The following is a 26,387-nucleotide window of genomic DNA, read 5'->3' on the forward strand; positions in this document are numbered from 1 at the left end:
ATTGCGGATGCCATACTTGATCGTGCCATCTCAAACTCTTATCATTTATATATTTCTGGTGATTCTTTAAAGAATGAAGACTGGTTCAGCGGGTTCCGACTAGACTGGTTCAGCAAAACGCGATTTGCCTGGCTCAGGCAATCGCGTTTTTATGGCCTTATTGAAACGCTATATGCACGGGTCAATGATTGGTTCAATCACTTGTCGAATTGCTTGTTGAACAACTCGATCGCGCACACAAGGAATGCCTAGCTTTCGCTTCTCTCCATTCGGTTTTGGTATTTCTACCCGTTTAACCGGTTGGGGTTTATAAGTCCCATTAAGTAATTTATTCCGTAGAGGAATATAATACGCATTGATGTGTTCTTCTATTTCAAAGACGGTCATCCCGTCAATACCTGCTGCACCTTTATTCCGTTTAACGGATTTAATGGCAGCTTCCATATTCTCTCTTGTTACAACTCGCTCCATCAAAGACGGAGTCTTACGATACATTTCTGTCATTTCACCTAAAGTTCACTAGACACATCGATTTACTCTTTCGGTTCCACCTATTCCCTCCACCGACTGCCAACCTAAGCGGTTGTTTTCTGTCATTATTGTGAACCTTAACCTCCATTCTATAATTTGTATTGATATTGTTCGGTCCTTCGCTACATTCTCGCTACTACGACCTCTGCTGATTTCTCACTATTCGTTGTTACTACTGAGTCGCTAGTGAGACCTCCCCAGGTAAGGTGCGATAACCTTCCACTCATGTCACTGCTTCATTTACTGTTTAGGATTCGTGCAGTATTGGACTTCACTTTGTCATGCAAGCTCATCCATCCCTGTTCAGCCTTGATATGAAGTTTCTGTTAGTCAGTGCGAGTGTTTGCCTCCGGCTTCCTTCAGATTCCACCTCACGGTGGACACCCTTGCCTTTAGCTAACAGTTCCTACTGCCAAGTCTGTAGTGGACTTTCACCACCAAGTTATCGCCCATGCCGGGCGCACATACAAAAACCAGCTAGCACTTTGCTAGCTGGTTGAAAGTTTTCTTAAGGGCCTTTAGTTAAGATCCATGATATATTCATATGATAAGTATCATCACTCAATTTCATCATCACTTCTGGAGGTATCGTTAACAATATATCTTCAGCTGCATAAGACAAAGTCCATTTTACAATTCCGACATATCCCCCTGTAGTAGGCTTTTGATATTCAGCAAAAGATTGTTTATCATCGCCTACAAATAAAGTTATAGGAGAATTTTCCGTAGCAGACAGATCTTCATCTGATGACAGCTCGCCATTTTCAAATTTAATACTTGCTCCATTCAATAAATCTCCAGAAGCCTGAGCAGAAAGTTCCCAATCAGCTCCTTCCGCACTTCGATTATCCGTAAGTTTAATCTCAATGCCATTAGTTGCAGCTTTATCTTGGACACCTTGATAAGTAAAGGGCATACTGCCAAAATTAATGGTCGGAGGTACGGATGTTAACTCAATATCTTCTACATATAATTCTTTTTCACTAAAGCTAGTGCCGATTGTTGCTTTAAGATTCCCATCCACTCTTACTTTTAATAAAAAAGAGCCAATACTAATAACTAACTTATCACCTACATTTAAATCAATATCTGAAATATCAAATTTAAAAGTTAAGTTCTGGATGATGGTTTCCTTGTCTATTTTAACTAAAGAGTCTCCTTGATAGATTCTCAGATTGATATTTCTTCCGTTTAAGGCTCCACTTAAAGAATCTAAAATATTATCAACTGAAATATCAATTGATTCTAGTAACTTTATATTTATCAAATTGGCACTTATATTATCCATATCTATACTACCTTTTATGACCTTTGTCGAGGCTTCGATAGTTGAATCAATAATAATAGCATCACTCAAGATATTGGTTCTGTCGTGAGACACTTTGAAACGGGTTGTTTCGAATGGTATAAAGTTAACGTAATGGGTCCGAAACCAATCAAATAAATACCTTTGAACTTCTACTCTACCTGAATCTTCGTCTGGACCAAAATGGAATGTAATTTTGTCCGAATCTTCAATCTTCCTATCTAATTCAAAAGAAAACTCAATCCTCCCTAATGGTCGAGGTAAGATCTTGTAGTTTACCCCATAGCCGTATTCAGTTATAAGGGCATTGTTAATTTTAACATATAACTTACCTTTCGTCGCGATTTGATTCATTGTATAAAAATGATCAGTCCCAGAATAACTATTATTCGGTATTGCCTTAATTTTTTCATCAATTTCGTTAACATTAATCGTACCACTTACCTTTGTGGTAGTCTTTCCATTCACTTGCTCATCCTTGAACTCGAGGTCATTCCAGTTAATCCATTCCCCCGCATTCATGGTTATCTCAGTGGTAGCAGTCGTTAATACCTCCATGTTAGACGCAGTCATCGGCTTTTCTTCCATACCCACCACTTCCACTACAAGCGGTGCTATTTCCAGCTTAAACTCTAAGCCATTCTCCTCTTGCCAAGCTATGTCACCTATACTAAAAGCCACAACAGAACCTTCCGGCAAGTCATCTAAAATATCAAAGGTCGCCACTCCCACATCGCCTATTAATAACTTAGAGTACAGCTCACCGTCCACCGACATGGTGATTTCACACTCAGCTAAGCGCTTCATCACTTGCTCTTGATTGATATTTGTGTAGCTTTGAATACTATCAAAAACCACTTCTTCAACTACTTCAATCGACCACTTGCCCTTCTTACCAGCTTCCATAGCTGCTAGGTCCCAGGGTCGGAGTGCGTCTTCAATGACAATCACTTCTTCAGCCACACCCTCGACTACAATCTTCAAAGTGTCAAAACTCAAAGTAAAAGCTTCAGCCTTAATCTCTGGGATATCAAACTCCAAAACAGTTCCCTTAGGCAAAGACTTCGTAATATCAAAAGTCGCCTGTGTAGATTCATCCAACTTTACTCGCGACATTTCACTGCCATTCACTGAAAGTACCATCTGGCTTTGAGTCAATCCGTCTATGGCTTCTTGGTGACTCGCTTCGTCCAATTGGGCTAGATAAGGATTGATTCTCTCCCAATCCAACTTCATCAGCCATGGATTGGCCCTGCCTTCTTTAAGTAAAGCCAGGTCGTCCGCCTTAATGCCATCCTTAATATTCAAATTAATTAGACCGACAGTCACGTCTTCCTCTGTAGAAGACTCATTAGTAGACTCATCCACTGGCTCTTCTTCTATATTATCTGCGGACTCAGATAACTGGATAGTGCTTTCCACTGATTCACTGAATTCCTCCACAGGTATTTCCTCCTGCACCGATTCTAATCCAGCTGCCTGATCCATTTGGGCGACCACCGTGGTAAATGGCCCTGCCAATAAACTAGCCAACACTAAACTGATAAGTCCTTTACTGATTTTATCCATTTACTCACATCCCTTTAATCCGCAAATCCTTATTCAGACTCAGATAAACTAAATTCTTCTTCAAATTCAAATTGTTCTTCATCATTACCAAAGCTGACTTTCAAGATATAGTCGCCCGCTTGAAGTTCAATATCCTCTAAATCCACACGGAAACGAAAATCATAAGTCGGCGCAATATCATACATACTGTGTTCAGCAGTCACCAATGCATTCTCTAAATCGTCCTTAGAATAAACAGCCGCATTTATATCCATATCCGACAGAAAAACAGGCGTTAAATTAGAAAAAACAACTTCCAATCGGGGACCAAATAAATCATTCAACTCAAGGACTTCCTTAAAAGCTAGTTTCGGCTCCACCACTTCATCACTTTGGCTAGAGACCATATTTAAGGCAATTTCATAATTGAAGCGGTTAGTAATCCCAGCTTCTTCTGATTCTTCTTCATGTAATTCGAAGTGAAGACCGCCGAGTATTTCTCCAGGAAAAGCTTCATCTGGTGCTTTAACAGAAATGATAGCATTGGCCTGCCCATTGGCTGGAACTTCAACAATTTCTTCCTCAATTGAAACAATCTCATCAAATTTCGGTGAAGTAGATTCAGTCACAGGATCTAAAGAACCGTTATAAACCAAGACACCATTCACATTGGTCACCGTCGTATTAGCCGTAACTTTCACTTCAATATCTTGGTCCGATGAATTATTAATCACCACTTCTAGTTCCTGTTCTTGACCTAGATCCAATTCAATATCGAAGTAAGACACCTCACTTAGCTGGTTGTCAGGCAAAACCGCTCCAACAGAATAGGATATAGCTTGTAAACCATCCTCCGCCAGAACAAATTGTGGTGATAATATATTATAAAATAATAATAAAGTTAAAAATAATTTCTTCATAATTTTCTTTTACATCTCCTAATTAGCAATAAAACATCTCAATACAAAGTGAATGAGATGTTTTATTGAGTATTAAATTTAGAATAACTATTTAACGGCTCTTAAAGTCCATATGATGGTTGTGGAGTATTTTCCGTCGGCAGCTGATATTTCAGCCATCTGAGCTGGCGTAAGTTTTAATGTCATTTCTGAGGCAGGATAGCTTAAAGTCCAAGCACCAATCCCTTCGTTAGTTTTTTTAGTTCTGTCAGCATTTGAAACTGGTGTGCTCTCAGCTCCTACTTCTAAAACCAAATCTTCAACTACATTTGGATTTACATTTGGATTTACCTCTGATAAACCATTATCAGATGTAACTACACCTGAATTAAAAGTTATTTTAGAACCTTTCGGTAGACCATTATCAGGTTTCGACGCCACACTAGCAGTTAAATCCCATGTAAGCTCACTTCCAACACGGTCATCTGTTAATTTAATTAAAAAATTAGTAGCATCATTAGGAAGAGTGGCTCCCTCTTTTTCTACTCCAGCAAACGTAAAAGGGGTTTCCCCGAAATCAATAGTAGAGGTTGCTGATGTAAATGACAACGCTCCTGTATTGAAAGTAACTGAAGCCGTAGTCTCATTATTCGGATTGTCCTGCGCCCCTACACTCCCCACTCCCACACTTGACAATGCCATTACCCCTACTAAAGAACTCATTACTAATTTTTTTATATTTTTCATACTAAAACCTTCTTTCTCTTGTGATTTAAATAACAACAACATACTGTAACTGCTAAACTATACTTAACACTTTCTGCTAACTAACATTTTACACTTCCGCTATCAATTACTATAGTTAGATTATTTTCCACTCTAATTCTAAATCAATATCATATTTACTTTTGACTCTCGTTTGGGCAACATCCAGTAAAGATAATATATCATTTGGCGTTGCATTATCTATATTCACTATAAAACCAGGATGTTTTTCTGAAATCATTGCTGAACCTATTTGGAATCCACGTAAATCACAACCTTCGAATAATTTCCAAACATATTGACCTACTCCATTTTTATAAGGGCGTTTAAATACACTACCAGCGTTTGGATAATCCCGAGGTTGTTTCATATATCTATTCTTTTTATTTAACAATATTTTATCTAATATAGGTTCATAATCTTCTATGCGTTTTTGTACTTTAAAAGAAACTGATAGAATAGTATCTCCTCGTTCTCCCCATATTGGGTATCGTTTTCCAAAAAACTCTTTTTGTACTTCTTCAGTAATAACTCTATTGAATTTTTTACTATAATATGTAACTGTAGATAAAATATCACCAATCATATCTTGATAAGTTCCAGCATTCATAATGGTTGCACCGCCAACACTTCCTGGCACATCTTCTAAAAACTCAAATCCTTGAATCTCTTTCTCTAGAGCAAACCAACTTAGTTCACTTAAAGTAACTCCAGTTTCAACATATATAGTGTTATAATTAAAATATATATCATTCATATTGGATTGTCAACACTAAATCAAACAAATATTATAAGGTCTGTAATCGGTATTCCACAGGGCTTTTATAACCAAGCGTTCCGTGGATTCTAATATTGTTAAACCAATTTACATAATCATTTAATTCATGTTCTAGCTGATCAAGGCTGCTAAAACATGCACCGTTTGTGAATTCAGTTTTCACGACCTTGAACATCGCTCGGCCACTGCATTGTCGTAAGGGCATCCTTTCATACTCAACGAGCGTTGAATGCCGAACGTTTCTAATGCATCATCAATCAATTGATTTTTAAATTCGCTTCCGCGATCTGTGTGAAACGTTTCTATCAGATGTAATGGTCTTGAAATGCTTGATAATGCTTTGTATACCAGCTCTGCTGTCTTGTTCGCTCCAGCGCTGTGACCAATAATTTCGCGATTAAAAAGGTCGACAAATAAACACACGTAATGCCATTTTCCATTCACACGTACATAAGTTAAATCGCTAACGACCACAGCTAATTCTGCCCGGTGATTAAAAGCTCTATTAAGAATGTTTTTTTACTGGCTCTTCATTTACTTTGGACTTAAATGGCTTGAACTGAGCGACTGTGTAACTTGATACGAGTCCTTCTTCTTTCATGATTCGGCCGATGCGGCGTCTGTAAACCATTAGCCCTTTCTTTTCAAGTTCAATTTTAATTTTTCTCGTGCCATAATTATTGCGGCTTGCTTTAAAGACCTTGATAATCTCTTTATTTAAAGTGTCGTTCTCTGATTCTTTTTTGGATTCATAATAGTATGTACTTCTAGCGATTCCAAGGACTTCGCACATTGCTGATACCGAGTATTTGTGAGCGTTATTACGGATTACATCTACTTTCGTCCCATGATCAGCGCGGCTTGCTTTAAAATATCATTCTCCATCATTAGACGTTGATTTTCTTTGCGAAGCTTGATTAATTCCTCTTCTTCCGGGGTGCGATTATCTTTTTCTTTGAAAGAGCCAGATGCTTGGCTTTGTTTCACCCATTTATCAAATGCAGAGGCTGAAAGATCATATTCACGTATAATGTCTGCACGTGGTTTTCCGCTTTCATAAAGGCGTACTACTTGTCTTTTAAATTCTGGAGTGAACGTTCTGCGTACTCTTTTTTCGGTCATGGTAGATCCTCTCCGTTTCAGGTTCTTTTGTTTCATTCTACTAGACCTTAATTTTACTGTCTAACTTAGTGTAGCCTATTCTTTCACTTGCCTTTCATAGGAAGTGTTGTGATATCAAAGGTGCCATCTTTAAATCGACGATATAAGGTTCTCATCGAACAACTGATTGGCTGTTCAAAACGTCCAATGTTGACGTCTGGCGTCCATCCTTGAGCAACTTTTTCTTTAATATACTTCTGTTGCTTTTTAGGCAAAATGATTTTATGTCTACCGCAACGCTTTTTATATACTTTATAGCGTTTGTAGTAATCAATTGCTGAGTTACCTTGTTTCAAGAAATTAATAACGTTATAAATGGGCTGACGTGAACGCCTTAAGCGTTCAGCAATCATCGCAACAGAAATATTTTGATGATAATAAGATTCTATCATTACTAATTCATCCGTGGTAAGATGGGAGTAGGTCATTTATGATCACTCCTATTCTTCGTGGTGGAAGTATAGTTTGAGTGTATCATAAATGATTTTTTTATTTGTCTAGCTTAATTTTACAATTTACGGTGTATTTAATTTTAGCTAGCAAATAATAATTGAAAAGAACTTTATACTCCATTTTTCGATAACTTCAAATCATATATCGTAGTTCCCCCATCACTCCTCCAACCTCCCCAATTCCAATATCTCAATCACATTCGGTTTGGGTTGGCGGACTATCCCTGCCTTGGTCAACTTCGTCAAACTTCTGCTGAAGCTTTCTGGAGACATTCCTAGGAAGGATGCGAGTTGTTTTTTGGTTGAAGGGATCACAATTGATAAGCTTTCTTGTTGGTTGTATGCTTCTAACAAGTAAGCCGCTAAGCGGTGGGACGTGCTTTCTGAAGTTATCCAAGTGGTTTGCTGTTCGGATTCGTTCAGGCGGTTGGATAACTCTTCCAGTAATTCTATAGCAATCTCTGGATTTTGAAGCAAGACATCTTTGAAAACATCGCGCTGAATACTGCAGACCGTTGTTGGCTCCTCCGCCTTGACATAGCGGTTTATTTGCCGGTGGCTGAACAATCCAGATTCTCCGATGAAGTCGCCCGCTTCTAATTGACGAATATACTGTTCCTTTCCCGACGCAGATAAGCGATATATTTGCACAAGACCCTTCTGAAGTAGATACAACGTATCTGAATCATCACCCGCTTGGTATAAATATTGCCCTGCCTTAAACTTCTTAACTTGAATCTGAGCTTGAATCTTCTCAATCTGATCACGTGTCAATGTTTGGAACAGGGGAATCGTGCTTATACAATAATGATAATTGGAAAAATCCATATACTCATCCTCTCACTAATGATTTATCTCCTCTCATTATAAGGCAAAGCTACCGACTTTTACTCTTTTTTGCATAAAAATAAAAAAAGCCAGAACATATTCGCCCTGGCTCATTTAATCTAATACTAATTATTTTTCTTGGCTCGCATCATAATCTACTGCTTTAACGAAGACATCGATATTCCCAGCAACAGCCTTAGAATAAGGGCATACAGTATGTGCCTCATCCGCTAACTTCTGCGTCTCTTCGCGATCAAAGTCTTGAATTCCCACTTGAATCTCAACTTCTAACTTAAAATCCGCCGCATCCGGCTTCTTGTAAAGACGTACTGTATGAAGAACTTGCGACGCATTCTTAACCTTATGCTTACCCTTCACCAATTCTAAAGCTCCGTGGAAACACGCACCGTAACCTAAGGCGAATAACTGCTCAGGATTCTGACCTTCACCCGAACCACCCATATCTTTAGGTGTCGTAATCTTCACCTCATACGTCCCATCCGCTAAGTAACTCACACCATCACGACCACCCGTATTCACTGCACTTGTCTCATAAAGTTGTTGATAATCCGTCATCCCACATTCTCCTTTACTTATTTGATACCCCCATTATAGCACATACTAATCCTATTGTTCTTGACATAGGTCAAGGCTTGGCGAAAGTTTATGACTAGAATTCACAAAAATATTAAACTTGTGATTGCCCTGTAAGTGGATGAATCTATGCCATCACAGCTGGCGACTTAATATTGTCGAGTTTAATAACGTCTCGTTGTGCTTCACGAGACTCTGTTCCTCGCTAAATAGAGCCTCGAGTAAAAACTCTTAGAAAAGTTATTAATTCACTTTTCTAAGGGTCAACATTAAGTCATTGTGTGAAATGCGGGAAATACGGCTACACTTCAGTGTTTTGCACCTGTTTGTTGAGCCAGGATTTTACTATCTCTTTTTCTCTTCCCCTGGGCGCTCTGCGATGACTTGACTTGAGGTCACTATTAAGTTCATCAATAAACAGGCTTATCCTTCTTACCACAAAGAATTTGGTCATTTAGAAGGTGATACCATCATCGGTAAAAACCATAAGAGTGCCGTGATCACCTTTGCGGAAAGAGCGTCTAAGTTAATCATTGCTTTAAAGACACCCGGCCGGAAGGCCGAAGACATCGAGGTCACCTTGACCAACTGGTTTAAACAGCTACCCAAGAATCTTTTTAAGTCGATAACGTTTGACTGTGGCAAGGAATTTTCCAACTGGAAAAGTTTAAGCAATCAACAGGATATTTCTGTTTTCTTTGCAGATCCGGGCTGTCCCTCTCAACGTGGCCTCAACGAACATTCGAATGGGCTCTTGCGTAAAGATGGATTACCTAAACAAATGGACTTCAATGAAGTGAACCAAGCGTTTATTTCTTCGGTCGCCATTCGTAGGAATAAGATTCCTAGAAAGTCTTTAAATTATAAGACCCCGTTGGAGGTCTTTCTTGAGAATGTGTCTGGGTTAAATTATTTCTAGCTTAAATTGACAAACGAAAATATACATCTTCACTCACACTAGCGTCATCCCCCACAAAACCAGCCGGACTACTATTACCACTAGCTCCTTCACCTTCATAAGGAACACTTAATCCTTCTGCTTTCAACAGGTATTCTGAATCACCCGTACTCCATAATTTCAACTTATTCTTAGCAGCGTAGTCTTGGGCTTGGTAGATTGCTTGGAAATGCTGACTGTTAGGGAGGTAGCCATTGATATAGCGAGCGATAGCTAAGCCTCAGTGACAAGAATCTTTTGAAGTAAGATGCCATCAACCCAGACATGGACTAGGTCCCTTTGAAACTTATCTTTGATTGGCCCTTCATACTCGATTTGGATGAGGACAGCCTCTTTGAGCAAGGCGCGCACCCTATTCTTCGCCTCTTTTGCATAAGGTTTATTCTGCATCTCTGACGCCTCAATGAGCAAGAATCGCGCTTTTATAGATGGTTCCTCTGCTCGATCCAAGATAAAATCAGCCGTATCGCCATCAATCACACTGAAATCCTTGACAGTAATAAGCTCACTTTTATTCTGACTCTCGGCGAGTATTTTGTAGCCTTAGATCTCTTCTGTGACTTTCGCACTGATTGCGGTAGGGAAGATGACGCTGATTAAAATCACAACCACCATGAAAGTATTGATTAATTTTTTCATCGTAATTCTCCTCCCTTCGTTCTATAACTATTTATTATACTCCACTTTAATATTCTGACACTGATGGGTGTTTTTAGGCAAAACAAAAACCAGCTTCCTACATTACTGTAGAAAACTGGTTGTATTTTTAATATCTATTGGAAAACGATTGTGTAATTTCCATCCCCAATCTCTGGGTTAATTTTCAAGACTGTCATAATTGCTTGTTGGGCTTGTTTGTTAGCTTCTTCTAATAGGCCGTTAGCAGTGGCTTGTTCTTCGACCACTTTCTCTTGCTCGATAGCGAAGGCTTGATAGTCTTCAATCTTAATTGGGTTGAAGATTGAGCTCTCTTCGTTCAACACTTTGATAGATACTTCATCTAGTTCATGAGACAGAATTTGAGAATCCGGGATATCAATGTAAATTTCTGCATCTCTCACATCAACATTCACAGCTTCCATGTCAATCCCAGCATGGATAATACCTGAATACGTTAAGATAAAATTCTTCTTAGTGAAAGGAACGTTCCAACCGTAAAATGTGTTCTGGTTCTCGAATGCGCCAGCATTAGTGTAGTGATACTTAGTCGTAGTCAACTCTGATACCGTTTCAATCTGATGTTGTATTAAATTACTATCAATAGCTGGACCTTCTTCTTCATCACCACTTGTTATAGCATAAACTCCTATACCTAATAGAACGAGTGCACCAATCACTAATGCAGTAAGAGAAAAAAGATTCAACGACTTAAATGCATTCAACCACTTTGGTGAAGAATTACTTCGTTCCTTGTTATCCCCAACAGTTGACTCATCTTTCACAACTTTTTCTTCTTCCGTCAACTTTTTATCATCCATATCGCTACCTCCAATAATTATTTTATCGTGTTTAAATTGTAATAACAGTCAATTTAGTATAACAAATTAAACGGCAATAAGCCTTAACTATTTTTAGTTTTTTTGACTATTTTCAATCTTCGCCGATGTAATAAGAGAGGTTACAACAGCCATCAACTTATTACCATCAATACTTTTACTAATATTAAAAGTCTCCTGATTTTCTTTATTACTTATCAGATTCTTCCAGAAGACTTTTATATCTTGCTCGTTAAGATTAATATCATAGAGAAGATTCGCTAAGTAAATGATTAAGTCTTGATGCCTATATATTTCATCTATACTTAAGCCTCCAAAATTATTCGCGTCCTCAAGTAAGACAAACTTTCTAAAATACTCTGGTGGCACATTGGATTGTAAGCCCAATCAAGGGTTAATTAATAGCTGAACAGATGATTTTAATAAATTAATTGACATCCCTAGAGCATATTTTTGAGAATTAGATAACATATCATAATTATGTTCAAATTTTTTAATCTCAAGGTGATACTCATAAAGTAAACGCGTTTCTTCTTTTAGTCGATTAATTCTTTCTTCTAATTCTAATCACAAAGTCAGAGCCAACTAATTGGAACGGTTTTGTTGTCCCTCGGCCTTCGGAAACATTCACGAATGTCTCGAATAATCCGGTAATTGGGTAAACATCTATACTGTCGGTTGTTGGCATATTGGGTGATGGCATCACGAATGGAATATCTAGTTCAGCATAAGATTCACTTCGGTCGTAGCCTTGCATTTCAATCACTTCTAGGTCAACACCCAAATCAAATTCCCCATTAAAATACTGAGCTAACTCTCCAAAAGTCATCCCGTTAAAATGGTGTTCAAGAATTTTACGGTAGTTCACTATAAGATAAACTCTCCTATATAATAATCATACTAAACCGATAATATGTATCATCCTTATACAAATGGGCTATAAATTAACCTATTTTGTTTTACGTGTATTTAAAGGAGTGGAGCAGTTCCCACACAAATGGAGCTACTCTCTGCACTCGGTGGGACTATTTAACCGCAATATTCAGAAACAAACGGAAAAATAATTCGACAGAAAATGGAACATCAAAATAGTAAACTGGCTTCTGTAGTCTTAGTAAGGTAGTTAAGATAATCATTAATCTTAACTCTGTTAGAATTAAAACTTTTGTGATATACCATAATCAACGATTACTAGAATTAAAAAATAGAACGCGCACCTTGTAATTAAACTACTTAACAGCTTAACTGATCGATGTGGAAAGAAATTCCTAATAATCTTTCAATATTTAGCAAGAATGAACAAAGAGTATCCCTCCAAATAGTTACGTGCCTACTATTTGAAGGGATCGTAAATATTGTTATTCTTTAAATTAGCTATGCTACATCATTTTATCAAAATTCATCTCCTGTAATGAAGTGCTCTTTAGTACGCATCGGGCAAAATATTCTAATAATGTAGGCGAGAAATGACTATATTTTTAAGTTGAGTAACGCGAAATTTTGATAAAGAGGTTAGTAAATCGCGTACTCATAAATAAACGACTGACTTAAACTTGAAATTTACAGTGCTTTTCCTCACTATTCCAACTCAAACTTAGAAAAATAGATTCTTGGATTAAAACCATTATTGTCTGCATAATCAAACCAATCAACTATTTTTAACTTCAATAGGAAAGATTTAAAATTAGTCAGTTTAAACTTACCATCAGCAACACCATTATAGACATAATTTACGCTACCATCAGCTACCCAAAGAACATTCATACTTCTGCTAGTCACTATGTCATCTATAATCTCTGCTGTTAGATTCCCATCTATATATTTTTCTAAGTGTTTTTTTACTTCAAAATCTTCATGATGGATTAACATATTTATTGCTAGTACTGACTGATCAAAACTATATAATGAATTCGCTGTATTAGTTCCAATTTTTATTGCATAAAGTTTCTTTGACTCTTGATTAAAAATATCAGCTATCTCTACATCAACTCCATCAACTACCACGAATCTTTTATGTAATTGAATATTTCCTTCCATTCCTGCTAAATAGTCTACATATTTATCCTCGATTAATTTTCCTTTTTCATTTTTCAGATTATTTGGAGAATTAAATTCGTTCAAAAACTGAACTTTATCATTTAACTTTTCCAACTTATCATCCAAATAATTAAAAAAGGATTGTGTTAAATATCCCCATTTCCCATTAGATAATAAATATACTTTATCGTCATATTCAATCTCTGCAAATATAACTCTTTTTAAACTTTGATTCTGAAATAATTCAGGCTCATTCTTATTTATAATTTTACATTTTATATCATCAAGTTTGTTAATTTTATCTTTATATTTTATTGCATACTCAGATATTGATTCATCATTAATTTCTATGTTTTGTTCAGTACTTGGCCTGTTTTTTACATATAGTGACACTTCATCATCCATAGAAACTATATTTATTCGACTTCCTACGAGATTAATTCTGTTTAAATCAAAGAATATTTTTTCTGATTGATTATTATCTAATAATAAGTCTAACAATTGAGCATCTAGTTCTTGCTCTATTTTACTATCCCTTTCAATATAGTTTATTCTTGGATACCTAGAAATTTTCTTGGATATTAAAGCTTGATCGATCTGATTAAAAATATCAAAAAAATCTTCTAAATTATTATCTGGATCTTTACTGTCAAGATTAAATTTTTTCCCCAAAGCTATAGAGTATGAACAATCCATAGTTTTTCCGAAAATTGCTTCATCTGCTCCCTCAGTCTTCCCAGAAATAAATACTATACTTTCGCTAGCAATTGGTGAATCACTTAAATTCCCTTTATATTGAGCAATTTCACTCATTTTATTTTGTAGTAAAAAATGAGATGATTTTAAATTTAATCGCCTCCTTGGTATTTTTCGTTCTGCTATCTCCATTCCAAAGTTTAAATCTGACATTTTCTCTACAATATGATATGCGTAGCCTTTTGGTACTAAATAAAGGTTTTCCTGTGTTTCAGCTAAAATAATACCGTTAAACTGTCTAGGTGTGTAATCCTCCAACTTAAAATCAAATATCTCTTTTATTTCTTTTATCCAATCTGGTAAGTTCTTATCTTTACTTTCAATATATAATTCAAAGTGTGTGTCATACTCACGTTCTCTTGCAATTTCGTCAACTTTCTCATATCTGCCATCTTCTTCTAAAAATGCTCTCGCTTCTTTGATATGACTAAAATGTGATTTATATATTCTTAACTCCAAATGACTACCTACTTTCTGTTAATTTTATTTTAAAGTGGTTTTATTTATTTTTTAAATGTTTTTTTTGATTAGTAACACTGATACACTCATCATTGCACACTTCGATGAGCTTAATAGTTATTTAGCATATTGTCTTCTTACTGGTTGAATAATAAGCATATGTTTGACATAATTAGTTAAAGTATTATTTAAGCCAATATGCTTTGCTACCGTTTTGTTGCCGCAAAACGGTTTTATTGTTTTTATTTTTGCTGTTATCATTTCATGCTCTACTCCTTTGATTAATATAGTTCATAACAATTGAAACTTATCCAAATTATCTATAATAAACAGCACACACCTTTCAAACTTGATTTAAGACTCAATTAATATCTTAAAAAATAAAATTCACTAGAATAATCTGGAAAACCATTTATTTTAACCTGTACTAATTAGATATTAATTTGACTCTAACCACATATTATCACAGGGTATCTTTAAATAATAGATTGATAACCACTAAATGTTGTGCTTTAAGATTCAATCTAACACCATATATTGTGTTCATCTTACTAGGAAGCCATCACTTACTTATTCAATTCATAAATCTTTATCTTTAATTATAAAATTTAACTAATTATCCACAGAAACACCCCGATACCATCTCACGATACCGAGCCACACACATCCTAACTATTCAATTACTCAACTACTCCTCACCAACAAACCAATACCTCACCTCATCATATATAAATTTCTCCCATTCATCCTCACCATAAAGTCTGTGTTAATGCTAAATTAGATTCAACAATAATTGCTAGATAAGTTTCGGCACTTTATTCCAGAAAAAACCAATTCGGTTATACTTTTACTGTATCAATTGAATTGGAGGTTGAAAGGTGAACGAAAAAAAGATGAGCATTTATCACGAAATCCATCGATTGCATCGATTGGGATTCAATAAAAGTCAAATTGAACGAAAAGCTGGAGTAAATTGAGATACGATGAGAAAATATCTAGAAAAGAACTTTGAAGAAATATCCGAATGGACATATAAGTTACAAAATCGAATCACGAAATTGAACCCTTACGCAGAAATTATTCTTGCGTGGCTGAAGGAGCATAACGATTTGTCAGCTGGTCAAATCGAGGATTGGCTGTTGGAAGAATATCCGACAATAAGAAGCTATCCCTGAAGTAGAGATGAGTTCGAAAATTAAAGTAAATTGGGGACAAACCAAGCAAACGACAAGAACCAAAGATGAAATCAAGCTGTATTTTATTACTTTTGTTTTATCGCATAGCCGATATTGATATCTAGAATGGTTGGACCGTCACTTTACAACATATGATACGATTCGTTCGCATGAAATTGCCTTTCGCCATTTTGGCGGAATGTCTGAAAAAATGATTTATGACCAAGACAATTTAATCGCGGTCAGTGAGAATACCGGAAATCTTTTACTTACCTAAGACTTTCAAGCTATCAACAAGCCCTAGGCTTTGATATTTACTTATGCCGTGGATCCGATTCCGAAACAAAAGGAAAAATTGAACGGGTTGTTGGTTATGTAAAATCTAACTTCGCAAAGAATCGGATTTATGATGGACTGGATGACTGGAATGAAAAATCTCGTTCTTGGCTAGAGCGCACTAGAAATCATAAAGATATATCTTTCAGAATGAGCATAACAGCTACCGTCAATAAAGACAATACGATTCGCTTTAGAGGGAACCGCTGTTCGGTACCACTTGTTGCCTATACAACCGTCGCTTCAAATCAAGTCTATCTTCAAGAAGACGGCCAAGAATTGGTTATTCTACATAAGATTACTGGTGATGAGATTGCGCGACACACCCTTTCTTTAGAAAAAGGTAAATTAATAAAGAATCGCAACCACGGGCGGGATCGGGAAAAAACACTCCGAAAATACCGTACAGCTATGATTGACCTCTTCGAACAAGAAGAATCCACCATTCTCTTTATCGATAAAATAATGGAAAAGTATAAACGGTACGCACGGGATCAGTTTATGATCTTAGAAAAGAGTATTCAAACCTATCCAAAAGAGCGAGAAGCAGCACTCGCCCATTGTATCAAAAACGGATTATGGAGCGCTAATGATTTTAGAGATGTCGCTGCTTATTTGAACCAGAACAGCCTAGGAGATATTGCGAAAGGAATCGAATCAAGTTCTTCGACTGCTTCATCAGGCATTCAAGTATCTACACGCTCAATCGGTGAGTATGTTAAAATCTTGGGCGGTGGAATAAATGAGTAACGGCTTGGAAGAATTACAGCAGACCTTAAAGCAGCTTCGTTTATCCGAAGTATCACTTGAGCTACCTGCACTAATGCGGGAAGCTGAGCAAAAGTCCTGGACTTATTATGAACTGTTAAACCATCTCTTGAAATACGAACTCACAAAGCGAGATGAAAAAAACAAAGCACGTCGCTTAAAATGGGCAAAGTTCCCTTACCAAAAGACGATTGAGGACTACGATTTAAGTGAGCAGACAAGCCTCGGTGAGCGGCAAATGCGTCAGCTGAAGGAAATGAATTGGTTGGAGCAACAATACAATCTCATTCTCCTTGGGCCACCTGGTGTCGGCAAAACGCATTTAGCGGTAAGCTTTAGATTAGTAGCGATTGAGCAAGGCTATCAAGTTATGTTTCTCCCCATGGGAGAATTGACAACGATACTTTAAACGAGCGATTATACACAGGAATCAAAGATAGCCCTAAACAGGATAAAAAAATCTGATTTATTGATCATCGACGATTTGATGTACATGACGACGGATCCAATGGAGGCAAACCAATTCTTTCAGTTGGTTGACTACCTATATTAACGTAGCTCAATCATTCTGACTTCGAATAAGAGCCCAGATCAATGGGGAGAACTGTTGGGCAATAAACGAGTCGCAACTGCGATTCTGAATCGCCTTCTCCATCGGGTAGAGCTTATTCAGATGGACGATGAAAGTTATCGAATGAAACATCGACAACGCGTTTTTGATGAGTAATCAGTGCCGAATCTTATCGAGCAGAATCTGCGGAAAACTAATTGGCAAAAAGTGCCGATTTTTACTTGAAGTTAACAAATATTGGAATGAGTCATAGAAAGCAGGAAGAATTAAATCGGTTATGACATAATACATGTAAGAAGAACTGATTATATTTGAATTATTAGTTAGTAGTGGTGAGTTCAATGAAGCGAAAGATAAAAAAGGAGATTAGTCTTGTATGCAGGCAATGAAACATTGTAAGATAGCGATGTAAACGGAGAATATGACGATTATGAAAGTGTCTGATTACATTAAAGAGATGAAACAAATAGATAAACAATTCGCTCACTAAATGAAACATAAAAAAAATAAACTTGCTTATTCTATGCTGGTAGTGCAGTTAAGACAATCACTAGGTTTAACTCAGTTAAAATTTGCTAACTTAGTTTATATGCCGCAAACGATGATTGTTCGAATTGGGAATGGGAATACTAATTTTACACTCAAGACACTTGAGTGCGTCTCTGAACGTAGTGGTAGGAAGTTAGTGATGTGTTTTAATTAATTAGCAGAAAATGAACATAAATATACCCCCAAAAATTTAGCTACGTCCTAATTTTTGAGGGTATTATAGATATTTTAGCCTTTGACTCGACCTATGCTACATCATTTTCTCAGAACTCATCTCCCATATAGATACAATCAAAATTGAGTTGTTAATAGTTTATATAATTTCTTTTTAAAATCAATGAATTCAGAATCTTGTGGATTGATTTGTAAAACATAATTAACTTTACCTAACACAGTTATTAAGTAATTTTTTCGTGCGTCATGATTATAAAGACCATTTTTATTAAAATGGTTTTTAGAATGATTAAGAATATAGTATAATTCAAGTCTCAGATTTTTTCTATACTTCCTTGGTGCCTGTAATTTTTCATTGACAACAATTCCAGTTACAATTTGCCGATTGTTTTTATGTAATATTTTCCTTTTTTTCGCGTTTAATTTTAGTCCCAGAAGACGTAATTTTTCTTTAATGATTTCTTCAATGAAAGTAACTTCAAAATCTCCTGAAAAAGTTAGATCATCCGCATATCTTGTATATCTTATATTTTCTTTCAAACAAATACTTGCAATTTCATTATCAAATTTCTTTAAAATCAGATTAGATATTATTGGACTGGTACTAGCGCCCTGGGGGATTCCCTTCGTTATTTTATTATTTGTATACATTACCAGTCTAGCAAGTACGATGACTATCTCATTGCTATACCCAAAATCCTTAAACAATTTATATACTACTTCATAAGAAATTTCGTCAAAGAAGTTAGCTATATCAAGCTTGAGTACAATATTTTGTCTTCTATGGAATTTAGCGTTATCCTTTAAAGATACTCCTTTTGAGTATGATTTACAATATATACTTGCCTTAGTATTTTGTAATATATTTTCAAAGATCCATTTTTGAATTATATTAAGAGTTGGTAAAGGTGCTTTTATCTTTCTAAAACCACCACTCTTTTTCTTTAATTTAAACTCTTTATAATAATACTTAGATTCACTGTTTGTTATTTTGTAAATTTCTGAATAAGAAACACCTATAAGTCTCGATAAATGATCTACATTATAAATTATTGGCATCTTATTATTATGTAAATTCTTGGCATAGTTTAATTTTTCATTCAATTCACTTTCAGAAAATCGTTTAGTTAACTCATTTCTTTCAATAAATTTTTTCTTATACTCTTCCCAATTCAAAAAATCTCCTCCAAGAAAAATAATCCTTTACTACAAGAAAGCATTATTCCCAGCACAGTGATTGTGTGCGAACGACTGAGCCCCTTAGAACGCTTAGGGGCGAGGGAGAGAGAACACAAGCACTGTGCTGCAGGAATCTTTTTATCGTTTTTTGATAAAAAGTTCCTAGGATAGATAATTTTATGAATCCTTGAATAAAATTATCTATCCTAGAGCTTGAAACTCTTTCCTCTTACTACTTGACGAAATCATCAAATAGGATAAAACTAAGTTTTATCAAATTGCTAGTAAAGGATTGTATTAATAGTATAAGTCATCCACTCTCATACTTTCAATCAAAACATTAAAATCTAAAGAAATAAATTTTTCACTTCCTTTTAAATTTAATAACTTTTCTATGCGTTTCTTTTCATTCCTTCCTTTTTCTGTTAATTTATATTGGCCTTCAGTTCTTTCAATATAATCTTGATTTATCAGTTCTTGATAAAAATCAAGCATTTCTAGATAATTGTTATCTACAAGTAAATGTCTTATATCGATGTCTCTTTCAGTAAAAAATAATGCAGACCACTTTCTCCTCAATTTAATCTCATCGCGATTCATTTTTATCTCCCATTTCTTAAAAATAAAGGTTTCCTCTTGTTTATTCTACTTGACCATAAAAACGGTACATTATTGTTAGGCGTACGTATAGTAATTATTGTTGATAAACTTTCTTTATAACCAAGTTTAAAACTCTTTGCTACACTGTAACTACTTGATATGCTCGAAATTGTTTTCTTTATTTTTTTTAGCTTTGCTTGATCATTTTTAAACTTAGCATTCAAAGTTAAGTGTTTTAATCCAAAAATTAGTTTAATACCTTCCTCTGCTAATTTTGTAATTCCTATATCTAAAGCAGACAATGAAACAAGAACCATTTTTTTATTGTAATCTCCTCCTAATTCTTTTATTTTTTCCGCATATTGCTTCCAAGCAGTGACTGCATATGTTCCACTACCTATAAAGTCATCAACAAAAACAATCAATTCTTCATCGTTTTCCACTATATTTTGGAGATTTACTTCTTTTATATAATGTTGGACAATTATTTCTGGTCTGGATTTCATCTCGTTATTACTTTCATCAATAATTGAAAAATAAAAGGTATGGAATAAATAGGAAATGAACACACCACTCTTTATTTTTGTCAATTTTTCATCACCGCATTTTAAAAGTGGAACAATAATATATTTTTTTATTGTCGGATATTGCTTTCTTAACTGTACGTAACACTTATTTAATAAGCGAAAATAGTCATTTGGAGTTAGGATCTCAATTTCATCTAATAAGTCCAAAAACAATTCTTTTTCTTCATCCTCTTTAATATTAATGTATATTTCTATTGTCCTATTTATTATAACATTTTTAATTTTATTCTTTTCATTCTCATCATTTAGTTGATCCAACATTTTTTTCAACCACAGTTGATTTTCTGTTCTACGCTTAACACTTTGGGCTTGATCAAATATATTATTCATAAACTTCTCCTTGCCAATAATTTATATTTTCAATTTAATAATAGTTGCTTCGATTTTCTTATCTGTATCTAAAACAATAGATAATTTATATTTAAGGTTGCAATCCAATCCACTAAGAACTCTATCGCTTAGTCTCGAATTATCAGCGTTTTCATTTACCATCAACTTAATTTGTTTGACATTCTCAAAAAGCAAATTTTAATTGAGATGCACTAAACTATTAGATAGAATAGAACAAAGTATTCTTATTCGAGTTAAGCGTAGGTTTATTATGTCAAAATACAACTAGTAAATCTGTGAAATACTTATAATATCTAAAAGTCTGACAAAATCGTATAAATAATAGATAAAACGTTCAATAACGAAACCCTAAGTTAACTTGAAATTTAAAACAATCAATAATCCAACATCTCATCCAACTTATTATCATCAATAGAAAGTTTTTCTAAACCTCTCTTGAATGCAGCTTTAATTTCTAGTACTTTATCTGGATTTTCCTGAAAAATATGTTTGATTATTTTCTTGGTAGATTGAGGGAAATTCCCTTCTGATAATTCCTTATTTAATACATAGCTGAATCTCCATGCATCTATTTCAGAAACATTCATTTTAATGCACAATTCCACTAATTCTGGATAGCTCTCTCCAATATTGGGTAGCCATCCTTGATATATACAATCAATATCCTCATTGGTTAATTTACTTGGTATATTATTTAATCGATTCAATAAATAATTTTTTAGCCATCTATGCCAAAGTTCATTTTTCTTTTCTTCTTCATTATTCTTTAAATAATATTCTATTGTCTTATGAAATCTATTGCTTACAATTTGTCCTGAGTTCTGCAACAACCTACCTATGTATTTTTCATTAGGATTATCTATTATTAAAATACAAAGTTGAGTATAGTAATTTACGAATGTTTCTCTTTCATTTTCAGGCAATATATATATCCTTTGAGCTCCTTTATAAAAAACAGCATTTAAATCGTTAATTGTTTCTAAATTAGGCTTCATAAATGAGAGAAAACCTATCCAAGCAGATGAATAAATTTCATCATTTTTATCTACGAATAATGGCAAGATTTTTTCAGATGACCAGTTACTATCAATATATTTTAATAAACTATAATACCCACCTAAGACACAATATACTAATGAATTTTCTTCATATAGTACATTTTCTAAAAAACTTGCATAATTTGATGGTAGTACTTTTAATTTATCGTTGATCGCTTTGCTCCATAAAATATTCACTGTCGTGATTAAAACCTTTCCTTTTGGAGTATTTAACACTTCATGAATTAAATCATCAGAATCCCTTTCAATATCCGTTAATTTATCCCATAAAGTTACACAATAATTAAAAACAAAATCTAACCCACTGCTATCCAGCCCAATTTCATCTATGTTTTCTCCTATAGTAAATAAAAACTCACTAATATATTGACCGTTATTAACCATTAATTCCGGTTGATTCGTTTTTGTCAAGATTTCTTTAATCAATTCAGCGTTTAACTTACCTTTGCTAAACCCTCTGAATACTGATCTCCATAATTTGGAATCCCATTTTCCTTCCAAGGATAAATTATCTATTAGTTTTTTCCCTAAATTACTATCTTCAACAATTACCTTTTCTAAAACGACTAATTGTTCATCAATTACAGCGTCATTAGTTTGCTCATTTAAATATACTTCAATTTTCTCGAACATTTCTGCAATATTTATGTCCTTTAAAATATTTTCCTTCGAAAATTGCACTTCCAATGACATTCGTTCCCAAGGTCCAACAATTACAGGAGAGGTATTTAATTCTGGAAAATCTCTTGGAGCAAAAGAATACTCTTCTCTAATTCTTTCCATTTCTGTAAATACTTCTTCATGATAGCTACACCTACTATTAATCCAATATAACAAATTATATTTTTCATATTCTTCAGTATATTTTCTAGACTCTTCATTAATTTGATCGTTTACATAAGTATAATTCAAGATATGGTCTACTATTTTTTCTTTTATAGTTGGACTTATTTCATCGAATAAGTCAGCGATTAAATGAAATATTTCTTGTTTCTCCCCGAAAGACAATAGGCCAATATCATCCATTACGATATTTAACTTTTCTTCATTGGAAAGTTGCTGAACATCTTTTAATACATACAGAGAAAGTCGTCTGAAAATCAATGAATCACTATACAAGTTTTGCATAGCCCATCCATATACAAAATTTTCATCTTCATGATTAATCAAAGATAGTAAATCCGCATATATTTTTACAATTACTTCATAATCATTCATATCTGATATTGAGTCTATAAAATTAACGGACACTGCTCCAAAAAATTTATAATCCCATGTTTTTTCTACAATTCTGATTTCACTAAGTATCTTTGTCAAAAAACTCAATACATCTAAGAAATAACTTCCAATTACTTGTTTTATACCTGTCCATACATCCAGTAAGTCTTCACTTTCTATTAAAGGTAAAATGTTTAATTTAAAATTCAAACGGTATTTGTCTGAAAAGTGATCATTTTGATTATAGTTAAAGCTTTTTTTATTCCAAATAATTTTATAATCAATTACTCTTTTAAATAGTTCATTCACATAAAAAGGTTCGTCAAAACTCATTATAATTTTCAATAAACGATAAGCATCAAAAACATTTAAGCTCTCGATATTGATGACGCTAAGTAATTTTAATAAAGTCTCTTTAGAAACATCTTTATTGGTAGTGACACAATTAACTATCATTCCTTGAAATTTATTATTTAATTGATTCCCTTGTTTAATACGTAATTCCACAAAGTAATCATAGTTTCTTCTTATAAAATTTTCAATTACCCAGTTTGCTAATTCTTTATCAACATTATTTAAGTCATCTGATTCAAATAGAAAATCTAAAAAACCATTATCATGTAACCAAAATAGCCACTCACTAGAGTTTACTTTCTTAAGGAACTTATCTACTAACTTTATATCGTTCATAATATTATGTATTAGACCATGTTCGTTTTCTTCTAGATATTTTGCTTCTTTTTCTCCGATATCTTCTATTATTTGGTTCCATTCAAATATACCTCTATTTATATGAGTTCCTAATTCTTCTACCGCCCTATTCAATTGCAAATAATTATGCTTCTCAAAAAGTATTGGTCTCAAACCTAATAAACTCCAATCACTCTCTTCGTCATCAGTTAGAATAAACCGATTATTTAAATGTGGCGGAATTGCTCTAGTTAGGTACTTCATTACGACATCCTGATAGCTATAGCCAATAAAAAGAACAACATACTTTGAAGTAAATAAGTCTATTAAAAAGTTGGAAACTTGCTTTCTTGTAATATATGCTTTACCAAAATCAGAATCTGTGACAATGATATTATTAGGTTCTGTTACATCACCATGTAAATGGACTAGTCCTTCAAAATTGTCACCGAATGGTAATGCTGGATGACTATATACTTTAGTTCCACATTTAATTTCATTAAGTATTTTATCAATCATTAAATCATAATTTGTCGTGACTATTCTTGGACTATCTCCTTTTTTAAATAAATTCACTATATTTATATGCATTATATTAGGTTGTAATGAATCCTCATTCAATCTGTTACATATTTGGGGTCTAATTTTTATTTCTTGTTGTTCCAATTTCCCTAAAAATTCATCTGGATTATCATCCCGATCATTAAATTCTATTCCTGATAGCGCACCTATCGATGCTGCTAATTCATTAAAGTCTGGTAATTTTGTAGGCTCATTTTTGGATATGCCCGCTCCAGCAAAAACAACTAATTTATTTTCTTTTATAGCATTTAAAATTTCATCTGGAAAATCTATATCATTAATAATCATCGATCTTGGCCTTTCTGATATTGATTAGTGAAACAAAACCTTTTTCACTAATCAAATGTAATTTTTATATAACTTGCTTCTTGATGCTTACATATAATAGTATAACATGTTGTTATTACTCTTTTTAATATACAAACATTAAAATACAAATTTATTATATGTTTTAGCAACTGTATATAAGTTCAATGTGATACAAAAAAACAGTCACCTCAACGATGACTGCCTCTAAAATAATTCTTCTATATCTTTATTTTATCTACTCCCTTACTCCCCACTAACCAACCAATACCTCACATCATCAAACATAAACTTCGCCCAATCATCCTCACCATAAAAGCTGCCAATTTCTTGATCCTCGGCATTTTCGTTATCACTATCATCCACAGCCTGACTCACTAAGACACTCTCATCCTCATCCAACTCATAATCCACCTTAAGCTCATAGAGTGTCCATTCAGCCCCTGCGAACTTCTCTTGTAACAGATTATAATGCTCTTTCGCTTCATCAGATAATGTATCTATCCGGCTTTCAGTGAAGTATTCCATGTCAACAGGGTCAATACTTGCTGCATAAAGTGTTTGGAAATCAAAGATGAATGCTTGTCTTGCATTATTAGACACATACAAAGCACTTTGAAGCGGTAGTTTTAATAAATTCTCAACATTCACTTCAAAGGCTTCCCCATCAACACTCAATACCGCTAAGTCTTCGATACTTTCAAGTTCATAATAAACCGTCTGAGTTATCGTGTCATTTTCTTCAATCAGCACTTCAACTTGGCTTGCTTCCTCATCAGAAGCTTCATCACTGACTTCTAGCACAACTTCTTGGTCATTTACGTTCTGTGCAATACTCATATGACCCACCCAATCAGCTTCAATATCACGGGCCGCTTCCTCAGTTAAATTGGTAAAATCATACATAATGCCTAAGAGGTGATCCTCAGCACTCTCGTTACTTGCTTCATTAGAACGTAAGACAAACACATGCTCAACCTCGTATGAACCTTGACCAAATTCAAAAGATTGTTCCTTTAACAGGGCAAATCGTCGCCAGATTCATCGCCTGGCTTGTCACTTTCTGATACACTATCTTTCAGATTCCTCTTCAGAAGATTCAGTGATATAGGCTAATTCTGGATACACCTCGAATAAGAAGCGAATCGTCGTACTTGGATCTCTACCCGTAGGGATCGTCATCAAATGATGAACCAGCACCTTATAAGCTGCATCTGCCGGTATGGCATCATATTGTGCCTCTGTTAAACTCATACCATATTCGGGTGCGTTAACAGCTGCGTTAAAGATACTTTGAATGGTTACGTTACGCTCTGGGTGATTGTTAGCATATTCAACCGCTTCTTCATACGTTAATACTCGTAAGTGATTATTTCGTGCTCCCGAGTCCGCCAATATCCAATTCGAGTCCACCTATTTGCCATTTGCCATTTGCCAATCAAGTCCACCCCTATTTTTGAACCAAATATGCCCTTCAAGACAACCAATTCGCGCTTCGAGTCCACTTAATAGTCTCTTTTGTGTATAGTGCATATAGCGTTCCAGAAAGACCATAAAAACGCGATTGCCTGAGCCAGGTAAATCGCGTTTTGCTGAACCAGTCTCGTCGGAACCCGCTGAACCAGTCTTCATTCTTAAAGAATCACCAGAAATATATAAATGATAAGAGTTTGAG

Annotated in this window: 23 protein-coding genes and 3 pseudogenes; 4 read left to right on the plus strand and 22 right to left on the minus strand. The window is 34.7% G+C overall.

The window, feature by feature from the left end; genetic code table 11:
* Positions 1 to 168: 168 nt before the first annotated feature.
* The 9 genes and pseudogenes from ACFO5Y_RS10455 to ACFO5Y_RS10495 all read right to left on the minus strand — a co-directional run bounded on the left by ACFO5Y_RS10455 (position 169) and on the right by ACFO5Y_RS10495 (position 8,844).
* Complete coding sequence (locus ACFO5Y_RS10455) at positions 169 to 495, minus strand: reverse transcriptase family protein (protein ID WP_231606958.1); 327 nt, start codon at positions 493 to 495, stop codon at positions 169 to 171.
* Positions 496 to 1,039: 544 nt separating this feature from the next.
* Positions 1,040 to 3,406, minus strand: coding sequence for a WxL domain-containing protein (locus ACFO5Y_RS10460; RefSeq protein ID WP_197105175.1), 2,367 nt, complete (start codon positions 3,404 to 3,406; stop codon positions 1,040 to 1,042).
* 29 nt (positions 3,407 to 3,435) lie between these two features.
* Positions 3,436 to 4,305: a DUF916 domain-containing protein gene (locus ACFO5Y_RS10465; RefSeq protein ID WP_197105174.1), complete on the minus strand. Its 870-nt coding sequence runs from the start codon at positions 4,303 to 4,305 to the stop codon at positions 3,436 to 3,438.
* Between the two features lie 87 nt (positions 4,306 to 4,392).
* Positions 4,393 to 5,031, minus strand: a complete 639-nt coding sequence (locus ACFO5Y_RS10470; RefSeq protein WP_197105173.1) for a WxL domain-containing protein — start codon at positions 5,029 to 5,031, stop codon at positions 4,393 to 4,395.
* Between the two features lie 115 nt (positions 5,032 to 5,146).
* On the minus strand, positions 5,147 to 5,806 hold the full coding sequence (gene murB / locus ACFO5Y_RS10475) for a UDP-N-acetylmuramate dehydrogenase (RefSeq protein WP_197105172.1): 660 nt from the start codon (positions 5,804 to 5,806) through the stop codon (positions 5,147 to 5,149).
* Between the two features lie 31 nt (positions 5,807 to 5,837).
* A pseudogene (locus ACFO5Y_RS10480) lies at positions 5,838 to 6,949 on the minus strand (IS3 family transposase).
* An 86-nt stretch (positions 6,950 to 7,035) separates the two neighbouring features.
* A pseudogene (locus tag ACFO5Y_RS10485) lies at positions 7,036 to 7,416 on the minus strand (transposase); the annotation flags it as partial.
* A gap of 183 nt (positions 7,417 to 7,599) precedes the next feature.
* A complete protein-coding gene (locus tag ACFO5Y_RS10490; RefSeq protein ID WP_197105171.1) occupies positions 7,600 to 8,268 on the minus strand; it encodes a Crp/Fnr family transcriptional regulator in 669 nt (222 codons plus the stop codon).
* Between the two features lie 129 nt (positions 8,269 to 8,397).
* On the minus strand, positions 8,398 to 8,844 hold the full coding sequence (locus ACFO5Y_RS10495) for an organic hydroperoxide resistance protein (protein WP_138405375.1): 447 nt from the start codon (positions 8,842 to 8,844) through the stop codon (positions 8,398 to 8,400).
* A 442-nt stretch (positions 8,845 to 9,286) separates the two neighbouring features.
* On the opposite strand from ACFO5Y_RS10495, the pseudogene ACFO5Y_RS10500 reads away from it, so the two are divergent.
* Positions 9,287 to 9,781 (plus strand): annotated as a pseudogene (locus tag ACFO5Y_RS10500) (IS30 family transposase); the annotation flags it as partial.
* A gap of 1 nt (position 9,782) precedes the next feature.
* Here ACFO5Y_RS10500 and ACFO5Y_RS10505 read toward each other — a convergent pair.
* From ACFO5Y_RS10505 to ACFO5Y_RS10530, 6 genes are all read right to left on the minus strand, one after another.
* Positions 9,783 to 9,944: a hypothetical protein gene (locus ACFO5Y_RS10505; RefSeq protein ID WP_197105170.1), complete on the minus strand. Its 162-nt coding sequence runs from the start codon at positions 9,942 to 9,944 to the stop codon at positions 9,783 to 9,785.
* An 89-nt stretch (positions 9,945 to 10,033) separates the two neighbouring features.
* Positions 10,034 to 10,300, minus strand: coding sequence for a thermonuclease family protein (locus ACFO5Y_RS10510; protein ID WP_197105169.1), 267 nt, complete (start codon positions 10,298 to 10,300; stop codon positions 10,034 to 10,036).
* 293 nt (positions 10,301 to 10,593) lie between these two features.
* Entirely contained in the window at positions 10,594 to 11,298 is a 705-nt protein-coding gene (locus ACFO5Y_RS10515) for a DUF4230 domain-containing protein (protein WP_197105168.1), read from the minus strand.
* 562 nt (positions 11,299 to 11,860) lie between these two features.
* On the minus strand, positions 11,861 to 12,184 hold the full coding sequence (locus ACFO5Y_RS10520) for an exo-beta-N-acetylmuramidase NamZ domain-containing protein (protein ID WP_197105167.1): 324 nt from the start codon (positions 12,182 to 12,184) through the stop codon (positions 11,861 to 11,863).
* Between the two features lie 710 nt (positions 12,185 to 12,894).
* Positions 12,895 to 14,568, minus strand: a complete 1,674-nt coding sequence (locus tag ACFO5Y_RS10525; RefSeq protein ID WP_197105166.1) for a DUF6119 family protein — start codon at positions 14,566 to 14,568, stop codon at positions 12,895 to 12,897.
* A gap of 117 nt (positions 14,569 to 14,685) precedes the next feature.
* The gene (locus ACFO5Y_RS10530) at positions 14,686 to 14,829 is read right to left on the minus strand and encodes a hypothetical protein (RefSeq protein ID WP_197105165.1); all 144 of its coding nucleotides are present in this window, start codon (positions 14,827 to 14,829) and stop codon (positions 14,686 to 14,688) included.
* A 1,400-nt stretch (positions 14,830 to 16,229) separates the two neighbouring features.
* On the opposite strand from ACFO5Y_RS10530, the gene ACFO5Y_RS10535 reads away from it, so the two are divergent.
* The 3 genes from ACFO5Y_RS10535 (at position 16,230) to ACFO5Y_RS10545 (ending at position 17,574) form a co-directional block, all read left to right on the plus strand.
* Positions 16,230 to 16,829, plus strand: a complete 600-nt coding sequence (locus ACFO5Y_RS10535; RefSeq protein ID WP_197105164.1) for a Mu transposase domain-containing protein — start codon at positions 16,230 to 16,232, stop codon at positions 16,827 to 16,829.
* 4 nt (positions 16,830 to 16,833) lie between these two features.
* Positions 16,834 to 17,256: an ATP-binding protein gene (locus ACFO5Y_RS10540; protein WP_380706621.1), complete on the plus strand. Its 423-nt coding sequence runs from the start codon at positions 16,834 to 16,836 to the stop codon at positions 17,254 to 17,256.
* A 159-nt stretch (positions 17,257 to 17,415) separates the two neighbouring features.
* Positions 17,416 to 17,574, plus strand: a complete 159-nt coding sequence (locus ACFO5Y_RS10545; RefSeq protein WP_269434942.1) for an ATP-binding protein — start codon at positions 17,416 to 17,418, stop codon at positions 17,572 to 17,574.
* A 684-nt stretch (positions 17,575 to 18,258) separates the two neighbouring features.
* Here the strand turns inward: ACFO5Y_RS10545 and ACFO5Y_RS10550 are convergent.
* The 7 genes from ACFO5Y_RS10550 to ACFO5Y_RS10580 form a co-directional block, all read right to left on the minus strand.
* Positions 18,259 to 19,317 (minus strand): reverse transcriptase family protein, encoded by a 1,059-nt coding sequence (locus ACFO5Y_RS10550; RefSeq protein ID WP_197105163.1) that lies wholly within the window; start codon positions 19,315 to 19,317, stop codon positions 18,259 to 18,261.
* Between the two features lie 300 nt (positions 19,318 to 19,617).
* A complete protein-coding gene (locus ACFO5Y_RS10555; RefSeq protein ID WP_197105162.1) occupies positions 19,618 to 19,920 on the minus strand; it encodes a hypothetical protein in 303 nt (100 codons plus the stop codon).
* 2 nt (positions 19,921 to 19,922) lie between these two features.
* Positions 19,923 to 20,837, minus strand: coding sequence for a phosphoribosyltransferase-like protein (locus ACFO5Y_RS10560; protein ID WP_197105161.1), 915 nt, complete (start codon positions 20,835 to 20,837; stop codon positions 19,923 to 19,925).
* A 395-nt stretch (positions 20,838 to 21,232) separates the two neighbouring features.
* Positions 21,233 to 24,694, minus strand: coding sequence for an SIR2 family protein (locus ACFO5Y_RS10565; protein ID WP_197105160.1), 3,462 nt, complete (start codon positions 24,692 to 24,694; stop codon positions 21,233 to 21,235).
* Positions 24,695 to 24,958: 264 nt separating this feature from the next.
* A complete protein-coding gene (locus ACFO5Y_RS10570; RefSeq protein WP_197105176.1) occupies positions 24,959 to 25,753 on the minus strand; it encodes a DUF5067 domain-containing protein in 795 nt (264 codons plus the stop codon).
* A gap of 30 nt (positions 25,754 to 25,783) precedes the next feature.
* A complete protein-coding gene (locus tag ACFO5Y_RS10575; RefSeq protein WP_197105159.1) occupies positions 25,784 to 26,107 on the minus strand; it encodes a hypothetical protein in 324 nt (107 codons plus the stop codon).
* A gap of 18 nt (positions 26,108 to 26,125) precedes the next feature.
* Positions 26,126 to 26,387 (minus strand): hypothetical protein (locus tag ACFO5Y_RS10580; RefSeq protein ID WP_380706625.1); only part of this gene is annotated, 262 nt, incomplete at its 5' end.

It is taken from the genome of Ruoffia tabacinasalis, assembly GCF_042652985.1.
GTDB lineage: Bacteria > Bacillota > Bacilli > Lactobacillales > Aerococcaceae > Ruoffia > Ruoffia tabacinasalis.

What these genes read in the sequence shown, in the direction of transcription:
- ACFO5Y_RS10560 (WP_197105161.1), bottom strand. Translation starts at nt 20,837, where the DNA reads ATGAATAATATATTTGATCAAGCCCAAAGTGTTAAGCGTAGAACAGAA.
- ACFO5Y_RS10565 (WP_197105160.1), bottom strand. Translation starts at nt 24,694, where the DNA reads ATGATTATTAATGATATAGATTTTCCAGATGAAATTTTAAATGCTATA.
- ACFO5Y_RS10470 (WP_197105173.1), bottom strand. Translation starts at nt 5,031, where the DNA reads ATGAAAAATATAAAAAAATTAGTAATGAGTTCTTTAGTAGGGGTAATG.
- murB (WP_197105172.1), bottom strand. Translation starts at nt 5,806, where the DNA reads ATGAATGATATATATTTTAATTATAACACTATATATGTTGAAACTGGA.
- ACFO5Y_RS10555 (WP_197105162.1), bottom strand. Translation starts at nt 19,920, where the DNA reads ATGAATCGCGATGAGATTAAATTGAGGAGAAAGTGGTCTGCATTATTT.
- ACFO5Y_RS10460 (WP_197105175.1), bottom strand. Translation starts at nt 3,406, where the DNA reads ATGGATAAAATCAGTAAAGGACTTATCAGTTTAGTGTTGGCTAGTTTA.
- ACFO5Y_RS10530 (WP_197105165.1), bottom strand. Translation starts at nt 14,829, where the DNA reads ATGATAACAGCAAAAATAAAAACAATAAAACCGTTTTGCGGCAACAAA.
- ACFO5Y_RS10490 (WP_197105171.1), bottom strand. Translation starts at nt 8,268, where the DNA reads ATGGATTTTTCCAATTATCATTATTGTATAAGCACGATTCCCCTGTTC.
- ACFO5Y_RS10455 (WP_231606958.1), bottom strand. Translation starts at nt 495, where the DNA reads ATGTATCGTAAGACTCCGTCTTTGATGGAGCGAGTTGTAACAAGAGAG.
- ACFO5Y_RS10465 (WP_197105174.1), bottom strand. Translation starts at nt 4,305, where the DNA reads ATGAAGAAATTATTTTTAACTTTATTATTATTTTATAATATATTATCA.
- ACFO5Y_RS10515 (WP_197105168.1), bottom strand. Translation starts at nt 11,298, where the DNA reads ATGGATGATAAAAAGTTGACGGAAGAAGAAAAAGTTGTGAAAGATGAG.
- ACFO5Y_RS10535 (WP_197105164.1), top strand. Translation starts at nt 16,230, where the DNA reads ATGAGCATAACAGCTACCGTCAATAAAGACAATACGATTCGCTTTAGA.
- ACFO5Y_RS10495 (WP_138405375.1), bottom strand. Translation starts at nt 8,844, where the DNA reads ATGACGGATTATCAACAACTTTATGAGACAAGTGCAGTGAATACGGGT.